A 19,508-nucleotide genomic window follows, 5' to 3' on the forward strand; every position below is an offset into this window, starting at 1 on the left:
CCCGATATCATCTGAGTGCTTAACATATCACTGTACAAAAATAGTGATTTAGTAGCAATCTCTACTTGAAAGGTGTCATCCCAGTAGCCCTTTTTCCTGTCATCCCAGTGCGTGACACTGGGATCTAAGTATAAAAATATTTGCAAATGATGCAATGAACAACAGATTCTTGGGGCATATGATGTCCATGATGAAAATAAGGTAGATCCCAGTGTCACGCACTGGGATGACAGGAAAGAGGGAAATGGATAACAGATTCTTGGGGCATATAATGTCCATGATGAAAATAAGGTAGATCCCAGTGTCACGCACTGGGATGACAGGAAAGAGGGAAATGGATAACAGATTCTTAGAGCATATAATGTCCATGATGAAAATAAGATGGATCCCAGTGTCACGCACTGGGATGACAGGAAAGAGGGAAATGGATAACAGATTCTTGGGGCATATAATGTCCATGATGAAAATAAGATGGATCCCAGTGTTACGCACTGGGATGACAGGGAAAAAAGGCACTGGGATGACAAAAAAGAGGACACTGGAATGACATCATTTACTGTATAATACTGTGCAATATTGCAACGTTCATACAGTTGTGTGTCGACTACTTCCATGACACCTTTGCATATAATTTTTTCTTTTTCACTACTGAAGGTTTCTTTCATATTACCTTAGTGATGCAATATATCCTTTTCTTTGATGGATAATTCACCATCAATCTTTTTTATATTATCATCAGTAATATTTTGTATTTCCTTCTTAGCACCATGAAAATCATCTTCTGAGATCTCCTTATTTCCCTTCATTTTCTCTATTTCTTCCATAACATCTCTGCGTATATTTCTGATGGCAATCCGCGCATTTTCAGAAAACTGATGCAATAATTTTACTAATTTTTCACGGGTTTCTTGTGTTAAATCCGGAAGAGCTATACGTATGGTATTGCCCTCAACAACAGGATTTAAATTCAAGTTGGCATTTAATATAGCATTTTTCACTTCACCTACAACATTAATATCCCAAACTTTAATTGATAGGGTTTTGTTATCTATAACTGAAACGCCTGCAACCTGATTTAACTTTTGATGTCCACCATAGATATTTACAACTATACCATCAAGCAACGATGCGCTAGCTCTACCAGTGCGTACGCCTTTAATATCATCATGAAAGGACTGAATAGTTTTTAGCATTCTTTCTTTTGTTTTAGCTTTTATTTCATTTAACATAAATTACCTACTGTTTACAATCTGAAACTATAGTATAAGTACCTTGACCCTTAATAATATTAACTATTTTTTCTCCCTTCAAAGAAAAAACTATAATTGGAATAGAATTCTCACGAGCAAGTGAAATTGCTGATGCATCCATAACTTTTAAATCACGAGTCAATAAATCCGTGTAAGAAAGCTTATCATACATTACAGCATCCTCATTTTTTTTCGGATCAGCGGAGTATACACCATTTACTTGTGTACCCTTTAGAATAACATCACAATTCATTTCAACAGCACGTAAGGCTGCAGCTGTATCTGTAGTAAAAAATGGGTTGCCTGTGCCTGCTGCAAAAATTACCACTCTACCTTTTTCTAAATGACGAATAGCTTTCCTTCTTATGTAAGGTTCACATACAGTGGCCATGGGTATTGCAGATAATACCCTAGAAGCTACTAAATTTTTTTCTAAAAAGTTTTGTAAAATTAAAGCATTGATTATAGTTGCAAGCATTCCAATATAATCACTGCTTGCTCTTTCACAGCCACTTAAAGACGCAGATGCGCCACGAAAGATATTACCACCACCAACAACAATACATACCTGAACTCCAAGCCTGTTAACATCAGCTATATCTTTGCATAATTGGCTTATTATTCCCATATCATGGCCAAAAGACTGTGACCCCATCAAAGCTTCACCAGAGATCTTCAATAACACTCTAGAGTATTTTACTTTATCTGCTAAGGAAGACATTTCTTGCCATTTAGTTTGCACTGCCCAAAACAAGTAACTTGTAATCAGATAATTTAATAGCACTCACCTCGCTTGATTTTATAAAATCAGAAACCTTCATTTTATCATCTTTTATGAACTTTTGTTCTAGTAAAACAACTTCTTCATAGTACTTAGCCATTCGTCCATCTACTATTTTTTTTGCTACTTCTTCAGGTTTATTTAAGCTCCTTACTTGCTCTTCAATTATAGAACGTTCATTTTTCAACTTCATTTGATCTAAATCATCTATAGACAAAGCTTCAGGCTTCATAGCAACTATGTGCATCGCTATTTGTTTTCCAATTTCCTGTAACTTTGCCTTATCACCGGGTGATTGCAATGCAACTAAAGCGCCAGTTTTACCTAAACCACGTACATCACCGTGTACATAACCAGCAACAACTCCATCCTTAGTCTCTAGGTAACAAAGCTTGCTCAACTCTAACTTTTCACCAAGAACTGACGTACCATTCATAATAGCTTCCTGCACTGTGCCAATGCTTTCATACTTGGCATTTTTTAACTCATCAACGCTGATACAGCGTTCTTGATGAGCAATTGATGCTAAATTTGAAACTAACTCTATAAATTTCTCATTCCTTGCAACAAAATCGGTTTCGCAATTGAGTTCAACCAATGCACCATAATTTTCAGTCAAACACATAGCAACGAGCCCATCTGAAGCTACTCTATCAGATTTTTTGTCAGCTTTAGCAAGACCTATTGTACGCAACTTATCAACGGCTTTCTTGATGTCACCATCACATTCTTCTAATGCTTTTTTACAGTCACTTAAGCCAAGCCCTGTCCTATCACGTAATTCCCTTATATTATCTGGATTCATCTTCATTTGTTACTACCTCCCTTTCTTCTTCTTTGTAAACTTTACTACGTTTCCTTTTAGTTTGCACAATACTATCTTCTTTTTCTTGAATAAACTCATCACCTTTTATATTATCAATCTTAACTCCAGATCTTGCTAGACTAGACTCTATTCCAGCTAATATAGAGTCGGTAGCTAATTTACAATAGAGCTCTATTGATTTTCTTGAGTCATCATTTCCAGGTATTAGATAAGTAATATCATCTGGATCAGAATTAGTATCAAGTATTGCAACTATTGGAATTCCTAACTTTTTAGCCTCCTTAACCGCAATATGCTCTTTATTAGTATCAATGATGAATAAGATATCAGGAATTGCTCCCATTTCTCTAATACCACCAAGCGCCTTATCAAGCTTTTGCTTTTTCTTTTCAATGTTCCCCAATTCTTTCTTTGTTAAAATGCTATCCTCGTCATTTAATATTTTCTCATATTGCATCAAGGTTTTTATCGAAGAAGAAACAGTGCCCCAATTAGTAAGCATACCACCAAGCCATCGATGATTCACATAATATTGACCACAACGAATCGCTTCACTTGCAATAATATCAAAAGCTTGAAACTTTGTACCAACAAATAGAATGCGACCACCTTGAGATGCAACGTCATATAAAGCCTTCATGGCCACCTGTAGCAATGGTAATGTTTTTCGCAAGTCAATTATATGTATACGATTTTCTTGATGCACTCCATATATGTATGGAGCCATTTTTGCGTTCCAGCGACTAATTTTGTGACCAAAGTGTACACCAGATTCGGCTAAATCACGCACAGTGACTTCAGGCAAATTTATCATATATCATTCCTCCAAATAGTTTATCTTCCATGGCATAACCCTAATGGGACTACTTGTACAAGCCATGTGTGAAATTAAATTATTTACATAGTAATAGAAAAGACAGCAAAGCGCAAACAAAAAATATTGACAAAGGGCAACATGTTTATTAGCTTTAAAGTCGAAGCCCGAAAACGCTAAAAAGAAATTAGGGGGGGTGTAGCTCAGTTGGTTAGAGCGCATGCCTGTCACGCATGAGGTCGTGAGTTCAAGTCTCATCACTCCCGCCATAGTGGTTTTAGCATAGTCTAAAATCCGCAATATTATTGCCGGTATTTAGAAACGTTTTCACCAGACTTGACATGGCATGGTATTGTAATTAATACTTAAATAGGTTTGTTTTTATCATTAACAATTAGGATTAAATATGCTCATTTCTGAAGTTTTTGCAGCAGATGCAACTAGCAATGCATCAAGTATCGGCGCATCTTTTGCTAGTTTTATTCCATTGATTTTAATATTTGTGGTATTTTATTTTCTCATTATTCGCCCAAACCACAAAAAACTAAAAGAACAGTGATAAAAAGAATAAAAATCAACCACCAGAGGAAAGTAAAAAGGGAAAAGATGATAAAGGCAAAAATGCTGCATAACTTTAAAAGAAAGTTCATTTGGTGATCCATTTGTGTGCGGAATATTTGGTGTAGTAAGTAGCGGTGATTCAGTAATACCAACTTTACTAACTGGGTTGCAAAAATTGGAATATAGGGGATATGATTCCTCAGGTATAGCAATCATAAATAACGAAGGCGAGATAGAAGTCAAAAAATCAGAAGGTAAAGTTAAAAGATTGTATGAAGTTGTTGATGAAAGCAAGATGTCTCACAGTACAGTTGGTATAGCACATACTCGCTGGGCTACACATGGAGTTCCAGGCCTTAAAAATGCTCATCCCATTCATACAAATAATGTTGTTGTTGCTCATAACGGCATAATTGAGAATTACAATCTGCTAAAAAAGGGTCTAGAAGAAAGGGGAATGTTATTCCATACTGATACTGACACAGAGATCATACCAAATATGCTAACCTTATATCTGGATGAAGGATTGTCGCCAGTTGATTCTCTATTTAAGTGTTTAAACAACTTACATGGCTCATTTGCCTTGGTCTTATTATTTGCAGAATATCCAGATGCCTTATTTGTTGCGAAGAGAAATTTGCCTTTAGCAATAGGCTATAACTGTAACACAGTGTTTGCTTCATCTGACTCTAATGCTTTAAGTGCATTTGTGGAAAGAATATCATATTTGGAAGATGGTGACATTGCAGTGATAAAATCTAGTGGAGTTAGTATATACAACAACGGTACACAAGTTAAACGTAGTATAGAAAATAGTAGTCCAAGTGATTTTCTAATTAGCAAAAATGGGTATCCCAGCTTCATGTTAAAAGAGATTTTTGAGCAACCGCGTGCATTAAACAAAACAATAAATCAATTTTACAAGCAATATAAAGAGGTCAACAAAAAATTGTTTTCTGAGCGGAGTTACATTACTATAGTTGGATGCGGGTCATCTTATTTTGCCGGGCTAATAGCAAAATATTGGCTGGAAAGTGTCGCTCAAGTTCGAGTATATCTAGAAATCTCATCAGAATTTAGGTATAGCAACGTTAAGTTAGAAGAAGGCAGCATTGGGTTATTCATCTCTCAATCTGGCGAAACTGCAGATACCATAGAAGCGCTGCGTTATGCGAAATCACAGAAGCAAACAATCATTAGTATAACTAACACATTTAACAGCAGCATTGAAAAGATCTCAGATATTGTGTTACATACTCTTGCTGGGCCAGAAATTGGTGTTGCTTCAACAAAAACCTTTTCTGCGCAACTTGCAACTTTAGCATGCTTTGCCGTGGAGCTTGGAAAAATAAAAGGTATACTGGGTGGAGAGAGAATAAAACAGCTAAGCAGTGCTATCAATTCTATTCCCGAGTATGTTGAGCACGTTTTGAATGTGATGCAAATACAACATATATCGGGCAGTATATTAGAACACAATAACGTTATTTTAATCGGCAGAGGAAGTTCATACGGAGTTGCAATGGAAGGCGCATTGAAGATAAAAGAGCTTTCATACATTAATACCATTGGCATTGCAGCGGGAGAAATGAAGCACGGTTCTATTGCTTTAATAGACTCTACTGTGCTTGTTATAGCAATTATCCCTTATGATAGTTTATTCTTTAAAACGCTATCTAATATACAAGAGATTATTGCAAGAAAAGGCAAAGTAATTGCCTTCAGTGATAAGCAAGGAGCGCCATTCCTAAGGGGAGTTTGCGCAGATGTGGTGCAACTTCCAGACACTGATAATTTTATCTCTCCTATCATCTATAGTGTTGCTATGCAATTCCTTGCTTACTATACTGCAGCAAAAAAAGGGTTAGATGCCGATTGTCCAAGAAATTTAGCTAAGTCTGTCACGGTTGAGTAGTCCATTTAAAGTTAAAGCTAGACTTCTAATTAAGGTAACCGTTCACTCAATGGCGTCAACTTAAGGAAAAATGTCTGCGATTGTGTGTAAAATTTCTCTCTAAATTTTTTCGCATTAAATTATCTAAAGAGTGAAGAAAAAACGCTGTTGTTTCTGTAAAAAAGTTTAAAATGTGTCCTTTTTAGGTGAAACATGCAAAAAGGAAAAAATCTTATTCTACAAATTAAAAATACAATATACTCGAAAACTTTTCAGAAGATCCATTGTGTTGGAAAAAAAGTTTCACACGCACAAGAAAACTTCCTTTTACGACAGTATTAGACTTCCTGCATAACCAATAACGAACTTTTATTGGGAATAGAGACGAAAAAACCTACTTGACAAACTCCGCCAGCCCCCCTTATCATGGTATTGAAGGTATTCATTTATCTTCAATCTGTGCAGATTAAACGACAACAGACTCTTGTTTCAATGTTAAACAAAATACCATAGAACTCAAGAAGACAATTCCTAGAAAATTTCTACATCCAAAAAAAGGCAAATCGTCTTAATGCTGTTTCAATGTAAAAGATAAGCTAAATTTTTACAAGGAAAACATTTCAAGCAGCAAGACACCTTTGATTGAAAAAGAGCACCAAATTTATGGAGCGAGCAACTGCAACTACTACAACTAAATCAATAAATCTTAATAGGGGAAAAACATTATGAAAACGTCAAAACTGACATTAGTATGTGATATATATGAGTTAACAAATAAAGATGGAAAGAATATTCAAAAGCTAGCAAGAGAAATAGAGGAAGGGAAAAGTATTGCTGGAAGGTTCAGAAATGGAATATTTAAAAAATCCAGCTATAACGCAAGCACGATTCTTTTAGCGAAAATAGCTTACAAATATCAGGGTAGAGAGGAGACGTTGTCACTACTACATTATGCTATAAGTCATAAGAATAATCAAGCTGTAAAAGATCTTTTGGAAGAAGCCAAAAAACAAAAGCTATTAAAGGAAGTTCTGAATGAAGAAATGACCACAAAACATTCAGATGGTCGGGAAGAAAATCATACAATACTGACAGATGCTATATCACGTAGAGACAATGACATTACGAGAGTAGTGTTAAAGATCTCTGAGGAAAATGGTATTTTGAAAGATATTCTAAAAAAGAGAATAATTATAAAACATTCAAATGGCAAGGAAATGACTTACACCCCATTTACCTATGCTGAAGCACGTAAAAATAGTGAAGCTGTAGAAGAAATCTTAAAATTCTCCGGAGAACTTGTTAATAGGAGAGCAACCCAGAAGCCCACTGTTGTAACAGCCAAAACTACTACAGCTAAAGATGAAAATAGTAAGGAAGTGCATGAAGTATGTAAATATAGTGTAATAAATATAGAGCATAAAGATGCTACTCACGTAATTGATAAAGCTACAGAAACTGACACTAAATTATGTAATATAAATAGTGAAGATCTTCAACCTATATGTGAAAGCAGCGAAGAAGTGCAAAATGATTCAACTACTGTAGAGCCAACTTCCGTTGATAGAGCTGACAGGCCATCTTCGGCTGAACCATGTTTTGATGCTACAGACAAAAAAGACAAACCGTTAACGCAACAAAGGCAAGCAATCATATTTGGTAATGTTGATGCGGCATTACTAGTCTGTGGTATTGTAGCTTGTATATTGAAAATGTATGCCATAGCAGTGATTGGGGGAATTGTTGGATTAGCGTGTATAGGTTTTGCACTGTACAATTCGTTCAAGCCAAATACCAAGCTCGAGAAAGTGGAAGATGTGGAACAACCTATTATCCAATCTCCTTTGAATCCAACATAAAAGTGTATATTCAAAAAATCATAATCATCAAGAAAATAATTTCTTAAGAAGAATCTCTAAATTATTAACTCAATATTTATTTCCCTGCTATTTCTCCTTACCTTGAGCGTATGAGGTTTTGAATAGCTCCCAAAAATCACTTCTGCAACCTAGTATTGCCACTACAGGTAGAAACTCCTTCAAGACTAGAGTTAAGAGTAGGTAATAGTACATTAAAAAATTCTATAATATCTTGCTTGTTTTGTGCAATAGCTAAACCCATAGGGGTATTTTTATAATTATCTTCAACATTAATATTAGCCCCTTTTTCCACAAGAAACTTGGCTGTATCTAAGTGACCATAAGAAGCAGCAAAGTGCAAAGGTGTTGCACCATTCTGGGCTTGAGCATGAATGTTGGCCTCCTCAGTTTATCTCTTCTCCTTTCAAGCCAGCTATAGATATGAAGCATTCCCAACCTTCTAAAGCTATTACAGCTCAAGGTATTGATACAAATGGTACACTTCTTTTATTAGATGTATTTATAAGAAAAGTTACAGGCCAAAAGTATATTTCTAACGATATAAGGAGTATTTCTGAACAGGAAGCGCAAATTTATGCATTACCTATTGCAAAAGAATTTGAACAAGCATTAGAGAGTGCTGCTATTGAGTCAGGAATACCAGTTACAAATCTAAAATTTAATCCTGTAGAAGTATTCTTAAAGGTGGCCGGGCAAATAAGAAGTGGTAAATTCTCTGAAATATCAAAAACCTTATACTCATCTGCAAAAGAAGCTTGTCCAGAGTTTGAACAAACTGGTGAGTTTCTAGTTCATGTGAAAAGCCATCTAGAAGAGTTTTTGGCTAAAAAGGAAACTGTATTTCTACAACAAAAGCAGACTGCAGATCAGCCAACATCTAGTGTTTCAAGGAAAGTAGTTGCAATGGAGCCATCTAAAAAGCCTGATACCTTCTTAAGCGATACATCAGTAGCTAAAGGCATAAAGCATGTTTTAGGGCTATGAAATCCCTCTTTTGTGAAGAGCTTAACAAAAATGGTTAAAAAGTATTTTCTTCCTGAAGTTGTTTTATTTCAGCTTTAGGAAGGCCAGTAGATTCAGCTATTAAATCGACAGATACACCAGCTTTAAGTAGGTTTTTAGCCACTGCTATTTTAGCCTGTTTTTCGCCCTCTTCTCTGCCTTTTTCATGACCGATTTGGATGCCTTTTTCAGTAGCATCATCAACTTTTTGAGCGAGAACAGCCTGTTCATCAAGAATACGTTTTATTTCCTGTTCATAGGCAATAAATTCTTTTTCTGACCAGTTGAATCTATTTAGCTCTTCATAGGCCTTTTTAATTATTAGATCGCTACCTATTATTTTTTCCAGCTCTTCTTCACTAGTCTTATCTGCATATTTAAAGAAGTATATCCATTTCTCAACTATACTCTCTAATTGGTCTTCCTTCGTTTTTGGAAATTTTGGCAATTCAATAAATATGAAGTAAAAATCTTTTAGATCGTGTTCATTAGTATCTTCATCCCGAATAGTATGCTTTGATTTATACTCAGATTTATTAGGAAACAGTACACAATCTGCTATAGCAATGAAGATAATTTCCTTAAGGTCTTGGTATTGATCACCTTTATCAGCTTGTCTTGAATAGGCTTTAGCAGCATAGTATTGGGCACGTTTTTCAAAGCCTTTAGTTTTAGCGACCTGCATTTCGACGATCACTTGCACCCCATTTTCATCTCTGCAGAGAACATCAACAATACTTTGCTTTTTAGCGGCGATATCAGGGTCTTGAATAGTACTTAAAAACTCTATATCCTTTATTTCATTTTTACCAGTGAAGCCAAGAATATCATTGAGGAAGTGAATAAGGATACCTTTATTTTTTTCAGTACCAAAGATACGCCGAAATGCGACATCATTCTTCGGATCGAGAAACTTAGAAAAGGCCATAACGAACTAACCTAAAAAGCATTAATAATTATACATAATTCTGAAAAAATATTCAACTTCTTTATTTTTAGTTTATTTTTTTAAGTTTTGAATGCGTTGATGAAAAAAATGTCTCCCATAGGTGGCTTTAGAATACTACTATGCACCTTAGAGGTCCTTTTGTAGATCTTTTTATAATCCCCTCATAAAGTGCCTAAAAACCCCGGCAAATGAATTCATGGATTTAGTAGCTATAAAGAGCTTTAAAAATACTTATTTTTGGTGTAAGAGACTAACCTGGCGATGAAATTAAGTAGTTATGCCCCCAAAATTGAAGTTATACATATAAAGGCCATTCTGAACTGGTCTAAGTGTTTCTTTTATGATGAAAAAGCCATTCTTTCTCAGTTAAAATTTTAACACCTAGTTCTAAAGCTTTTTTATACTTTGACCCAGGTTTTTCACCGACAACCAAGAAGTCCGTTTTAGGCGATACATTTGAACTCACAATTGCGCCTAAAGATTCTGCCTCTGCTTGCACTTCCTTTCTTTCCCTTGTCAACAGCTTGCCAGTAAAAACTACTGTTTTGCCATTAAAAATGGAATTGCTAGTATTAGCAACCACAGGCAGAATATTTAACTGAGCAGCAAGGTCATTTACCATTTCAATATTATCCTCATCAGAGAAAAATTCCTCCAAGGAAGTTATAGTTTCTTCGCCTATGCCTATTATGCTCATTAATTTATCAGGAGCTTCTCTATCATAAGGTAATTGAGCCATAACTTCATACCAACCATCATAAGATTTGTAATGGTTAGCTAGTATTTTTGCTACGTGTGGTCCTACAAGTCTAATTCCCAAAGAAGTTATAAACTTTTCAAGCGTTACAGTTCTTCTGCTGTTGATTGAGTTCAATAAATTAGATATTGATTTTTCACCCCATCCCTCTTGTTCACTTAAGTTGAAATTTTTGAGTTTTTCTTCGAGAGCAAAAATGTCAGATATTTTCCTTATCAAACCAAGGTCATAAAGGAACTCCACTTGGGTACTGCCAAAACCTTTAATGTCAAGAACTTCCACAAAATATTTTAACTTTCCTATTCGCTGTGCTTGGCAACCGTTTTCTCCGGAACATCTAGCTGTAGCTTCATCTTTAAATATATCTACTGCACTTCCGCATTCCAGGCAAGTATCAGGAAATATAAACTTTGGTGTATTCCGAGAACGAGACTTTTTATCCACTTCTACAATGCGGGAAATAACATCTCCAGCTCGTTCTACTACTACGATATCACCTTCCCTTATGTCTTTGCGCTTAATTTCATCTTTATTATACAGATTTGCCCTAGTAATGAGAACCCCTCCTATATTTATCGGAACTAATTCTGCAATTGGTGTCAGCACACCTGTTCTGCCTACTTGTACTGATATTTTTTTTATTTTAGTTTTTCCTTGAGCTGCAGGAAGTTTGTGTGCTATAGCCCCGCGTGGTGCTTTGTTGGTATTTCCTAATCTATCATGTAATTTCAAATCATTAACCTTGTAGACTACGCCATCGATATCATAGCCTAAATTATGACGATTACTATAGATTTGATTGTAGAACTCCAACATTTCATCTGCATTGTTTGCTAAAAATTTATACTCATTAACACAGAATCCTAGCTCTTTTAACTTGTTTAATACTTCAAATTGAGTCTTTTCTGCTCCACCAATTAAAGAATAGGCAAAGTACCTGAGTACTTTCGCCGAAGTATTTATCGAGTACGCATTTTAAATCAGGCTTTGGTTCTTATTTTACAATAATTAACATAATGATAATAAATTATTAAATGGTAAACTACTATATTTATTCTTCAACTTATTATACAATGGATGCAGTAGCTGGAGGTTTAACATTACTACCCTCAAGTAAACTTGAAGGCCTATTACAACTAGCTGGAGGTTCAACTAAATTTGAAGGTCTGTTACAGTAATATATGATTGTAGCTGCAACTAGACAACAAGCTCCAACTGCTATTCCTACCATTAGCATTTCCAAGTAAACTGCAATAGCTATCCCTGTAGCAACTCCGGTTATTGCTAACATAGCAGCAGCTATCACAGGCAACTTACTTTTTGCATTTTGTGGAGCAGGGTTGTTTTTGTCTGGATAACTAGGTTGTTTGCTGTTACCTTGAACATTATTTACTCGGTTAGAGTCTTTACTAGCTACTAAAGGTACCCCTGTTGGTATTAGTTTTGGTTGTGTATCTTTTTTACCACTATTCTTATCTAAACTTTTAGGTGCAGCTAGTTGAACAGATGGTGCAGTACCATCTTTATTAATAAATTGTTGAACAGTAGCTTGTAACTGAATTTCACTTGAATCACTATGATTATCATTACTAATAACGGAAGCTGCTACATCATCTCCAACTGATATATCTTGAGCAGTTTGTGCAGCAAGTTCTTCTGATTTCTTGGGAACTATAGGAATTGCTTGTTGAACAGGAGTTTGTTTATCCTCACCATCGCTACTGATAATAGAGGTTGATTGATCATTTATAGTAGTGCTACCGACTTCTACATCATCACTTTGAATATTAGAAACAGAATCACTTGGTTGTTGATCGTTGCCATGAGTATTATTTTCTTGTTCTAAGGCTGGTGTTTTAACAGTAGAAAAATCATTAATAGCATTAGCTAGAACTGAATTTTCTTTATTAAATAGCACTTTTAGACTTTCTTCATTAATCAAATGTAAATCAAGTTCATAGGTATTACCATTAGGGAGAGAAAGTTCAGCCTCTCGATCAGACTTTTTAAAAATTTGAGCAACACTCTGAACATTATTGAGGAGAAAAATTTTAATTGTTCTGTTGTTAGGCAAATTCTTTAATGCCTCAATAGTACCAACAGTCCCTCCACGAGGAACAACCTGTTGAGTACCCAAAGTTGCAACACATAAAGCTCTACTTGTACTATTACCTATAGAAAGCACTACACTTTCCTGCTGCGGTGTTGTTTGATCATTACTTGTAGAAGCTTGACTTACTATAGCCACATCATCTTCGATCAATGTAACTGGAGGAGTTTGTGCAGCAAGTTCTTCCGGAACTATAGGGATTGCTTGTTGAACAGGAGTTTGTTTATCCTTACTATTGCTATTATCCTTAAAGGTTTTCGATAGCCTCGGACTAATAGTGTTTCCACTGAGATAATAATTATTGTTAACAAAAAAAGCAATATCAGGAACGTTAACTTTTAACCCTTCACCTCTTTCATGTCTAGGTAAAGATGGCATCACAAAGGTTATAAACCCGTCTTCAACAGGTTCAGAATCCTCATAAATTACTACTTTCTGTTCATTACTAGATCCAGAATATTTCATCATTTCAGAAAGTGAAGCATCTTTATGTTTGTTCTTTACTTGTTTAAAATATTGTTCATCACCATTTGAATGGGTATTTGGAATGAGGTAACTTAGTGCAGTGAATACATTATACAATACTGTAGCAAGGTAAGAAGGATAATAGTATATAGATACGTTATTATCAGACTTAAATTTGTCAGGTTCAATATTTATAATAAGATTGCGATATATGTCTAATGAATGGGCATAAGAATCACTAGTTACCCTTAATTGTTCACCCACGTGCTTATAACCCATAGAACCAGATGGTAATGAAGGTATGAAATCTGATTGATTAACTACTCTAATAGTTTTCTTTCCAAGGCGCTCTTCATAAACCTTAGCAGCAGAAGTGTCAAAAACCCTTGGAGAAGCAAAAGTTGCAACATGCAAATCTTCTGCACCCTCTCTTACACTTAAACATAGAGCAGCTATGGTGGCAATGGCACCTCCCATACTATGACCTGTAAGGTTAATTTTAAAATCTTTAATTTCTAACTTTTGATCATTAGCATGTCCTTTTAATCTCTCATAAACACTGTCCCAAGAATCCTTAAATAAAGAATAAAAACCTGAGTGGATTTTTCCACCTTCAGGCAAAAGCTCACCTGAACTAGTCGAAATCATTTCAGCATCTTTCATGTAGTCAAACCAATTACGACTACCGCGGTAAACTATAGTTATTTCCTTATCTTTTATAAAAACGTAACCAGCATGTCGATATTGTTTACCATCATTCACGTTATAAAACTGAACAATTTTATATCCTTCTTCCTTAAGTTTAGCTGGAACTTTATAAGATCTTTCCTCTAACTCAGAAAACTTTTGACTATTAAGGTTATAATCACTAACATAATAGCCTATCTTAACAAAATTGATGATTTCTAATAACTTCTCTTGGCTAAATCTTGCAATTTCAGTTTTATTTGGTCCTAAAATACCTGGCCTTTGCTCTTCTTGAATATCAGTTATTTCAAATTCATCTTGTTCTAGATTTGAATAATATCCATTAAGTTCCTCATTAAACTGACCGGCAACATTATTATCTACACTTATAAAAGTATGACAAGCGTTTTGATATCTTTGTTGGATGGTTAAAAACTCCACTCCTGAATTTTCAGCGAGTTTCAATATAAAATTTGTGTACACATTTTGAATAATTGAGGAATGTTTTTCACGTATAACATTATCTAAAATAGTAACTAGACTATTTTGCAAGAAGGTCTGCCTATCTGTATCGCCTGAAAATTTGGGATCATTTTTAATTAAATCTAGTACTTTTATTATAAAATCTGTACTGCCAGTACATGAGGCGGCTTGCAAAACTAGGTCATAAATTTTTTGTTTTTTTTCCTTACGTCCATTACCTGCACTATCAATATTTTTTAGAACCTGGTTTTTAATTTGTTCAATAATTTTCTCATCTGCAAATGCTTCTTTATAGATTTCTTGAATTATTGAACCTTTCTTTTCAATACGTTCTCTGCACAAGTACTCAACAATTGAAACATGCTCCTGGCTTATTGCAGTTTCTAAAAAAGTAACAATACACTTTTTTAATAGATCTTTTTTAGCCTGATCATCAATATATCTTTCAAGTGAATCCAGTACTATCTTCATAAAGTCTTTATTTTTAGCGAGAGATGCTGTTTCAAGCACGCCATATAAAGGGTTAAAGCTACTTGTTTGCAACACTTGTTCAAGATCTCCTAAGACATCTTCTACAAGAACTGAGTTCAATAAATTCTGCTCTTTTCTTAGCGCTATAATTGAGAAAAAGCCAATCTTATTAGGTTCAACAAGTTGTACAACCTGATTTTTTAATTCAATATAAAGGTCAGGAAATCTCTCTATAAAAGCTGCAATATATTTTTGACTGCCAATAAGTAGAGGTAAAAGACTCAAATTTCCTTCAGCAAAAAGTATGTCCTGGTATTTTTCTGCAAGTTTGTCATTAGCTGCAATTGCCAGAAGTAACAACTCTTTTGCCGAATAATTACAGTTATTTTTTTCTATATCATGCCTGCGAGAAAGTATATTGCTAAATATATACGAATGATCGCCTCTAGATTGTCTTTCTTCAAAGCTTCCTACCCTTTGGTCTTCTAATTTTAAACCAAGGTGATCTATACAAAAATTTTTGAATCTTTCAACATCGAGATCAGCAACAAATAAATCTTCATAACTTTTAATATTTTCTACAACCTCATCTAGTTTTTTGAAATTATTTTCGTTCATTGCGTCATTTAGGATATCTATAAGAGCCTGAATGCGTGATATACTCGGGAGCATTTGAGCATCTTTGGTAATAAGAAGAGACTTGAGATCTGGATCAGTATTTGCAAGAATAGCGTTCTCTAGGCTTAGATCATCATTGCACGTGGCCCCACTACTAAGTGGAATAGCTGGTGCCACTTGATTTCCACTGCCTAAAATTCCGGACTCTTCTTCTACTTCAATATCTGAACCTTCAGAATGGTGATGCTCCTTAACTTCAGCTTCCTCTTGATTTACATTAACCCAACTTGAATCTTCAGTTGGCAAACTTGCAGTACTTGATGTTAAAGAATTAGTTTGAATAACCAATATATTACCCCTATTAATATAACTTCTTAAGTATACCACTAAACATTAATTTTGCCAAGCAAACCTTTTAACCCCAATTCTGTATGGTCACAGAGAGTGATGAATTGTAAATAAATTAGGAGCACTGGTTACATATAAATTCATAAGGTTTTGAGAGTTTTAAGTCTTTTTGTATAGTCTTGGTTGCACTTTTATGCAGCTTAACATAAGTAAATTTGATCTATAGCAACAAACAAATGCTTATTTTAACTTATTTCTGTTGACGTTTTATAGTAGTAATTGATGTTAAACCGTTCTAAAATTGGTAGCTTGCTCTGAAGAAACACTATAGTTGTTTAAGGTGGGTTTGATATATTTAGAAAAATTATCTATAAGATTAATATTAAATTTATTTATATTGAAATATACGATTTTATAAAATGACTATTTATGGAAGAACATGGTGGAGTAAGAAGTGGCTTCAATGCCTTGGTGGAGTTGACTGCGATAATCGATTACAACGTGGTAGAACCTATGCCAATGATGGGAGAGTCTCTGGTATTAAAATTAATAGTAATGTAATCGTAGCTAAAGTTTATGGTTCGGGTCAATCATATAGAGTTGAAGTTATACTAAGAGAATTCAATGCTTCAGAGAAGCATGCCATTCATCAAATTATAAAAACTTCACCAGCTATATTATCTCGGTTAATAAACAGACGGTTACCGAGCAGCTTACTTGATAAACTCAATGATTCTGGCATTAAGTTGTTTCCCTCAAAATGGAAAGAAATAAAAACAATCAGCTTGTTTGATAAACTCAATAATTTTTACACTAAATTGTTTTCTTTAAAATGGAGAGAAGTAAGAACGATCGATTTGCTTGATAAGCTCAATGATCTTGGTACGAAATTGTTTACTTCAGAGCGGAAAGAAATAAATGCAAGATGCAATTGTCCTGATTGGGCTGTACCTTGTAAGCATATTGCTGCTGTAATTTATCTTATTGCTAAAGAGATTGATAGAAATCCTTTATTGGCTTTTAATATTCGTAATTGTAACTTACTAGCATTCATCGATGATTTTTGGGATGGAAAATTAGGAGATGTTCAAAAAATCTTAACGCTTGATGATGTATTTAAACCATGCGATCAAGCAACTTCCAATCAAGTAATTTTAGATAACATTGACTTATCAACTATTCCTGACCTTGCTAATTGTGTTTGCAGTATTTTGACGAATAATCCGCTTTTTTTTGAGAAAAACTTTTGCCATACCTTGCAAACAGCTTATAAGCATTGGCAAAGATATCCCACAGGAAATCAGTCTTTTACAGAAGAAGAACTGTTTATTGAGAAATGGGTGCATATCGAACATTGGCAAACATTTCAACTATTTATTGATGATCGTTATCAACTGATTCAGGTAAACAATGGTATAAGTAAGTTATTTGCAACCGATAAAAATTTACCAAAAAATGTAGCACAATTTTTAAACGACATTCCTAATTCGTTACTTCACAGGCTTAATCCTGAACTTCGCTTCATGCATATGATTTCACAGTTTGCACATATGCTGATGGAAAAGTCAGCGCTAATACCACAAGTATTACAAAACAAAAGAGAAGAAATTATAATGAGATGGATTCCTGCGTTGTTTAATGAATCAGTTAAGGAAATTCATAGCAAGATATCATCTATTTGTCCGCCTCTATTGGTGCAGTACAAGGGACGTGCTATAGAACCAGAGGAACAGGTAAATGTTGCTACTTCTCTCATCCTTTTAGGATATATAACAAACAATTTTCCTGTATCACTTGATGAATATAAATATGTGAACATCTTTAGACTGTTTTTCACTGGCAAGTATCAAAAGTTTCATGGACTAATCGACAAAGAAAAATCGCAAATAATTAATGTCTGGTTGTCACACCTTTGTAGTAGTCAAAAAAAGCAGAGATATAGGGCTTTCTGAAGGGAGGCTCTTGAAATTAAAACCAAAAAGATACAGTTTTACATAGCCCATTTCAATTGTCTCTACTGCAACCCAATTCTTTAAAACGTTTTAGAGGATTGTTATAGCGTTATTAGTGATTTGGATAGAGAGATAGCACCTTTATCAAAAACCCATGTAACCTCTTTAAAATCCCGACAAACAGTTATTTCCAAAATGGAAACAACTCAAATAGCGAAGACTTCTGTTGTAAAAAACGTAATTAGCTGCCTTAAAATTATTTTAACTTTTTTTCACATTTTTTGGACGAATTTCTGAGAATTTACGTATATATATTACATGCATATATTTGCTGTCTCTAGATGAAAATTTCCAGTTATGTCAATCCTAACACTCGACCTCGGCAAGCAAACCGGCTGGGCAATTCTTACAGATGGAGTAATCCAAAGTGGCAGTGAGAGTTTTCACTCTAGCCGTTTCAGCGGAGGTGGCATGTGCTTTTTAAGTTTTAGTAATTGGCTTAATTCCTTGAAAGACATTTCTACAGTGTACTTTGAGGAGGTAAGGAGACACCTTGGAACTGATGCTGCGCATTGTTATGGTGGTTTCTTTGCTGTTTTAGCTGCTTGGTGTGAAAAGCATCATATACCTTATCAAGGTGTACCTGTCAAGACGATAAAACGTTTTATCACCGGTAAAGGCAATGCAAGTGTGGCAAAGTAGTGTTAACGGCAGGGGTTGATGTACAAAAAGATCGTTTAGAGGCAGAAATTGTAGCATGGGGAAGAAATCGAGAAAGTTGGTCAATAGACTACCAAGTATTTGAAGGAGATCCGGGAGGAGAAGAAGTATGGGGAAAACTTTCGGAATTATTAAATCATCATTTTATCGGTGAAAATGGTCTTGAATACATGATAAGCATGATGGCGGTAGATGCTGGGTATGCAACACAAGAGGTATACAATTGGGTAAGAGGTCATCAAGGGTCAGGGAGAGTAATGGCAGTAAAAGGGGCAAACAAAGCGCTAGTGCCACTGAGCAGCCCAAGTAGAGTTGATGTAACAGTTAGCGGACAAAAGCTAAAGAGAGGAATGAAGCTGTGGCCAGTTGGAGTATCGATATTAAAGTCAGAATTGTTTCAGTTGCTGAATGTTTTAACAGAAGGGGCGCCGGGGTATTGTCATTTTCCAGATTATACACCTGAGTATTTTAAACAGCTAACCGCAGAGCAACTAATTACCAAAGTAGTAAAAGGATATACCAAACAAGAGTGGCAAAAGATAAGAGACCGAAATGAAGTACTAGATTGCAGAGTTTATGCAAGAGCAGCATCGATAGCACTGGGAGTAGACAGATGGCCAGAGAGTAAGTGGGAGAGTTTAGTAGGTGAAAAAACTAAAAAGCCTAAAAAGGTAAGAAAGAGTGGATGGCTGGGTGAGAAGAATGTACAGCAGTGAATATTTAGCCCAAGTTGAAGAAGCGATAAAGAAGCTGCAAAGCGGGGAAAGGGTTGTCTCAATTGCATATGGTGACCATGTAGTTCGGTACGGGGAAGTTCAAATAAAGGATTTATTGGAGCTCAGGCAACGAATCAAAGCAGAGTTAAAAGTTGCAGGTGTGAAGCCGAAGAGAAAGATTGTTATTGCAACGAATAAAGGGATCATATAATGATAAAAATCGT

14 protein-coding genes, 1 tRNA gene and 4 pseudogenes are annotated in these 19,508 nt (G+C 35.1%); 11 read left to right on the forward strand and 8 right to left on the reverse strand.

Features of this window, described 5'->3' with window-relative positions; translation table 11 throughout:
• Positions 1-301 precede the first annotated feature (301 nt).
• The gene (locus ABWU50_RS02965; RefSeq protein ID WP_353276241.1) at positions 302-547 is read left to right on the forward strand and encodes a hypothetical protein; all 246 of its coding nucleotides are present in this window, start codon (positions 302-304) and stop codon (positions 545-547) included.
• 124 nt (positions 548-671) lie between these two features.
• On the opposite strand, the gene frr is transcribed toward ABWU50_RS02965, so the two are convergent.
• The 4 genes from frr to rpsB are packed head-to-tail and all read right to left on the reverse strand — an operon-like array spanning position 672 to position 3,671.
• The gene (frr, locus tag ABWU50_RS02970; RefSeq protein WP_164224746.1) at positions 672-1,229 is read right to left on the reverse strand and encodes a ribosome recycling factor; all 558 of its coding nucleotides are present in this window, start codon (positions 1,227-1,229) and stop codon (positions 672-674) included.
• Positions 1,230-1,236: 7 nt separating this feature from the next.
• Complete coding sequence (gene pyrH, locus ABWU50_RS02975; RefSeq protein ID WP_353276341.1) at positions 1,237-1,971, reverse strand: UMP kinase; 735 nt, start codon at positions 1,969-1,971, stop codon at positions 1,237-1,239.
• A gap of 10 nt (positions 1,972-1,981) precedes the next feature.
• On the reverse strand, positions 1,982-2,842 hold the full coding sequence (gene tsf, locus ABWU50_RS02980) for a translation elongation factor Ts (RefSeq protein ID WP_264732175.1): 861 nt from the start codon (positions 2,840-2,842) through the stop codon (positions 1,982-1,984).
• The gene (gene rpsB / locus ABWU50_RS02985) at positions 2,823-3,671 is read right to left on the reverse strand and encodes a 30S ribosomal protein S2 (RefSeq protein ID WP_353276243.1); all 849 of its coding nucleotides are present in this window, start codon (positions 3,669-3,671) and stop codon (positions 2,823-2,825) included. Before rpsB ends, tsf begins: the two co-directional genes overlap by 20 nt.
• Positions 3,672-3,863: 192 nt before the next feature.
• Here rpsB and ABWU50_RS02990 point away from each other — a divergent pair.
• The 5 genes and pseudogenes from ABWU50_RS02990 (at position 3,864) to ABWU50_RS03005 (ending at position 7,985) form a co-directional block, all read left to right on the forward strand.
• Positions 3,864-3,940, forward strand: a tRNA-Asp gene (locus tag ABWU50_RS02990).
• A gap of 137 nt (positions 3,941-4,077) precedes the next feature.
• Positions 4,078-4,224, forward strand: a pseudogene (locus ABWU50_RS02995) (preprotein translocase subunit YajC); the annotation flags it as partial.
• A gap of 111 nt (positions 4,225-4,335) precedes the next feature.
• A complete protein-coding gene (gene glmS / locus ABWU50_RS03000; RefSeq protein ID WP_353276245.1) occupies positions 4,336-6,147 on the forward strand; it encodes a glutamine--fructose-6-phosphate transaminase (isomerizing) in 1,812 nt (603 codons plus the stop codon).
• 192 nt (positions 6,148-6,339) lie between these two features.
• A pseudogene (locus ABWU50_RS06840) lies at positions 6,340-6,476 on the forward strand (IS4 family transposase); the annotation flags it as partial.
• A gap of 375 nt (positions 6,477-6,851) precedes the next feature.
• Positions 6,852-7,985 carry a hypothetical protein gene (locus ABWU50_RS03005; RefSeq protein WP_353276247.1) on the forward strand — a complete coding sequence of 378 codons (1,134 nt, stop codon included), beginning with the start codon at positions 6,852-6,854 and terminating at the stop codon, positions 7,983-7,985.
• Between the two features lie 136 nt (positions 7,986-8,121).
• On the opposite strand, the gene ABWU50_RS03010 is transcribed toward ABWU50_RS03005, so the two are convergent.
• The gene (locus tag ABWU50_RS03010) at positions 8,122-8,346 is read right to left on the reverse strand and encodes an ankyrin repeat domain-containing protein (protein WP_353276249.1); all 225 of its coding nucleotides are present in this window, start codon (positions 8,344-8,346) and stop codon (positions 8,122-8,124) included.
• A 2-nt stretch (positions 8,347-8,348) separates the two neighbouring features.
• On the opposite strand from ABWU50_RS03010, the gene ABWU50_RS03015 reads away from it, so the two are divergent.
• Complete coding sequence (locus ABWU50_RS03015; RefSeq protein WP_353276251.1) at positions 8,349-8,990, forward strand: latrotoxin-related protein; 642 nt, start codon at positions 8,349-8,351, stop codon at positions 8,988-8,990.
• A 34-nt stretch (positions 8,991-9,024) separates the two neighbouring features.
• Here the strand turns inward: ABWU50_RS03015 and ABWU50_RS03020 are convergent, their stop codons facing one another.
• The 3 genes from ABWU50_RS03020 to ABWU50_RS03030 all read right to left on the reverse strand — a co-directional run bounded on the left by ABWU50_RS03020 (position 9,025) and on the right by ABWU50_RS03030 (position 15,896).
• Complete coding sequence (locus ABWU50_RS03020) at positions 9,025-9,936, reverse strand: Rpn family recombination-promoting nuclease/putative transposase (RefSeq protein WP_353276253.1); 912 nt, start codon at positions 9,934-9,936, stop codon at positions 9,025-9,027.
• A 346-nt stretch (positions 9,937-10,282) separates the two neighbouring features.
• Complete coding sequence (ligA, locus tag ABWU50_RS03025; protein WP_353276343.1) at positions 10,283-11,677, reverse strand: NAD-dependent DNA ligase LigA; 1,395 nt, start codon at positions 11,675-11,677, stop codon at positions 10,283-10,285.
• Positions 11,678-11,780: 103 nt separating this feature from the next.
• Positions 11,781-15,896 carry a lipase family protein gene (locus ABWU50_RS03030; RefSeq protein WP_353276255.1) on the reverse strand — a complete coding sequence of 1,372 codons (4,116 nt, stop codon included), beginning with the start codon at positions 15,894-15,896 and terminating at the stop codon, positions 11,781-11,783.
• A gap of 419 nt (positions 15,897-16,315) precedes the next feature.
• On the opposite strand from ABWU50_RS03030, the gene ABWU50_RS03035 reads away from it, so the two are divergent.
• The 4 genes and pseudogenes from ABWU50_RS03035 to ABWU50_RS03050 all read left to right on the forward strand — a co-directional run bounded on the left by ABWU50_RS03035 (position 16,316) and on the right by ABWU50_RS03050 (position 19,495).
• A complete protein-coding gene (locus ABWU50_RS03035; RefSeq protein ID WP_353276257.1) occupies positions 16,316-17,848 on the forward strand; it encodes an SWIM zinc finger family protein in 1,533 nt (510 codons plus the stop codon).
• Positions 17,849-18,205: 357 nt separating this feature from the next.
• Positions 18,206-18,538 (forward strand): annotated as a pseudogene (locus ABWU50_RS03040) (Holliday junction resolvase); the annotation flags it as partial.
• A 5-nt stretch (positions 18,539-18,543) separates the two neighbouring features.
• Positions 18,544-19,284 (forward strand): annotated as a pseudogene (locus ABWU50_RS03045) (terminase gpA endonuclease subunit); the annotation flags it as partial.
• Positions 19,271-19,495 (forward strand): gpW family protein, encoded by a 225-nt coding sequence (locus ABWU50_RS03050; protein ID WP_253309098.1) that lies wholly within the window; start codon positions 19,271-19,273, stop codon positions 19,493-19,495. The pseudogene ABWU50_RS03045 and the gene ABWU50_RS03050, both read left to right, overlap by 14 nt.
• The last annotated feature ends 13 nt before the right edge of the window (positions 19,496-19,508 follow it).

Origin of the sequence: Wolbachia endosymbiont (group A) of Pipizella viduata, assembly GCF_964028555.1 — a bacterium.
GTDB lineage: Bacteria > Pseudomonadota > Alphaproteobacteria > Rickettsiales > Anaplasmataceae > Wolbachia.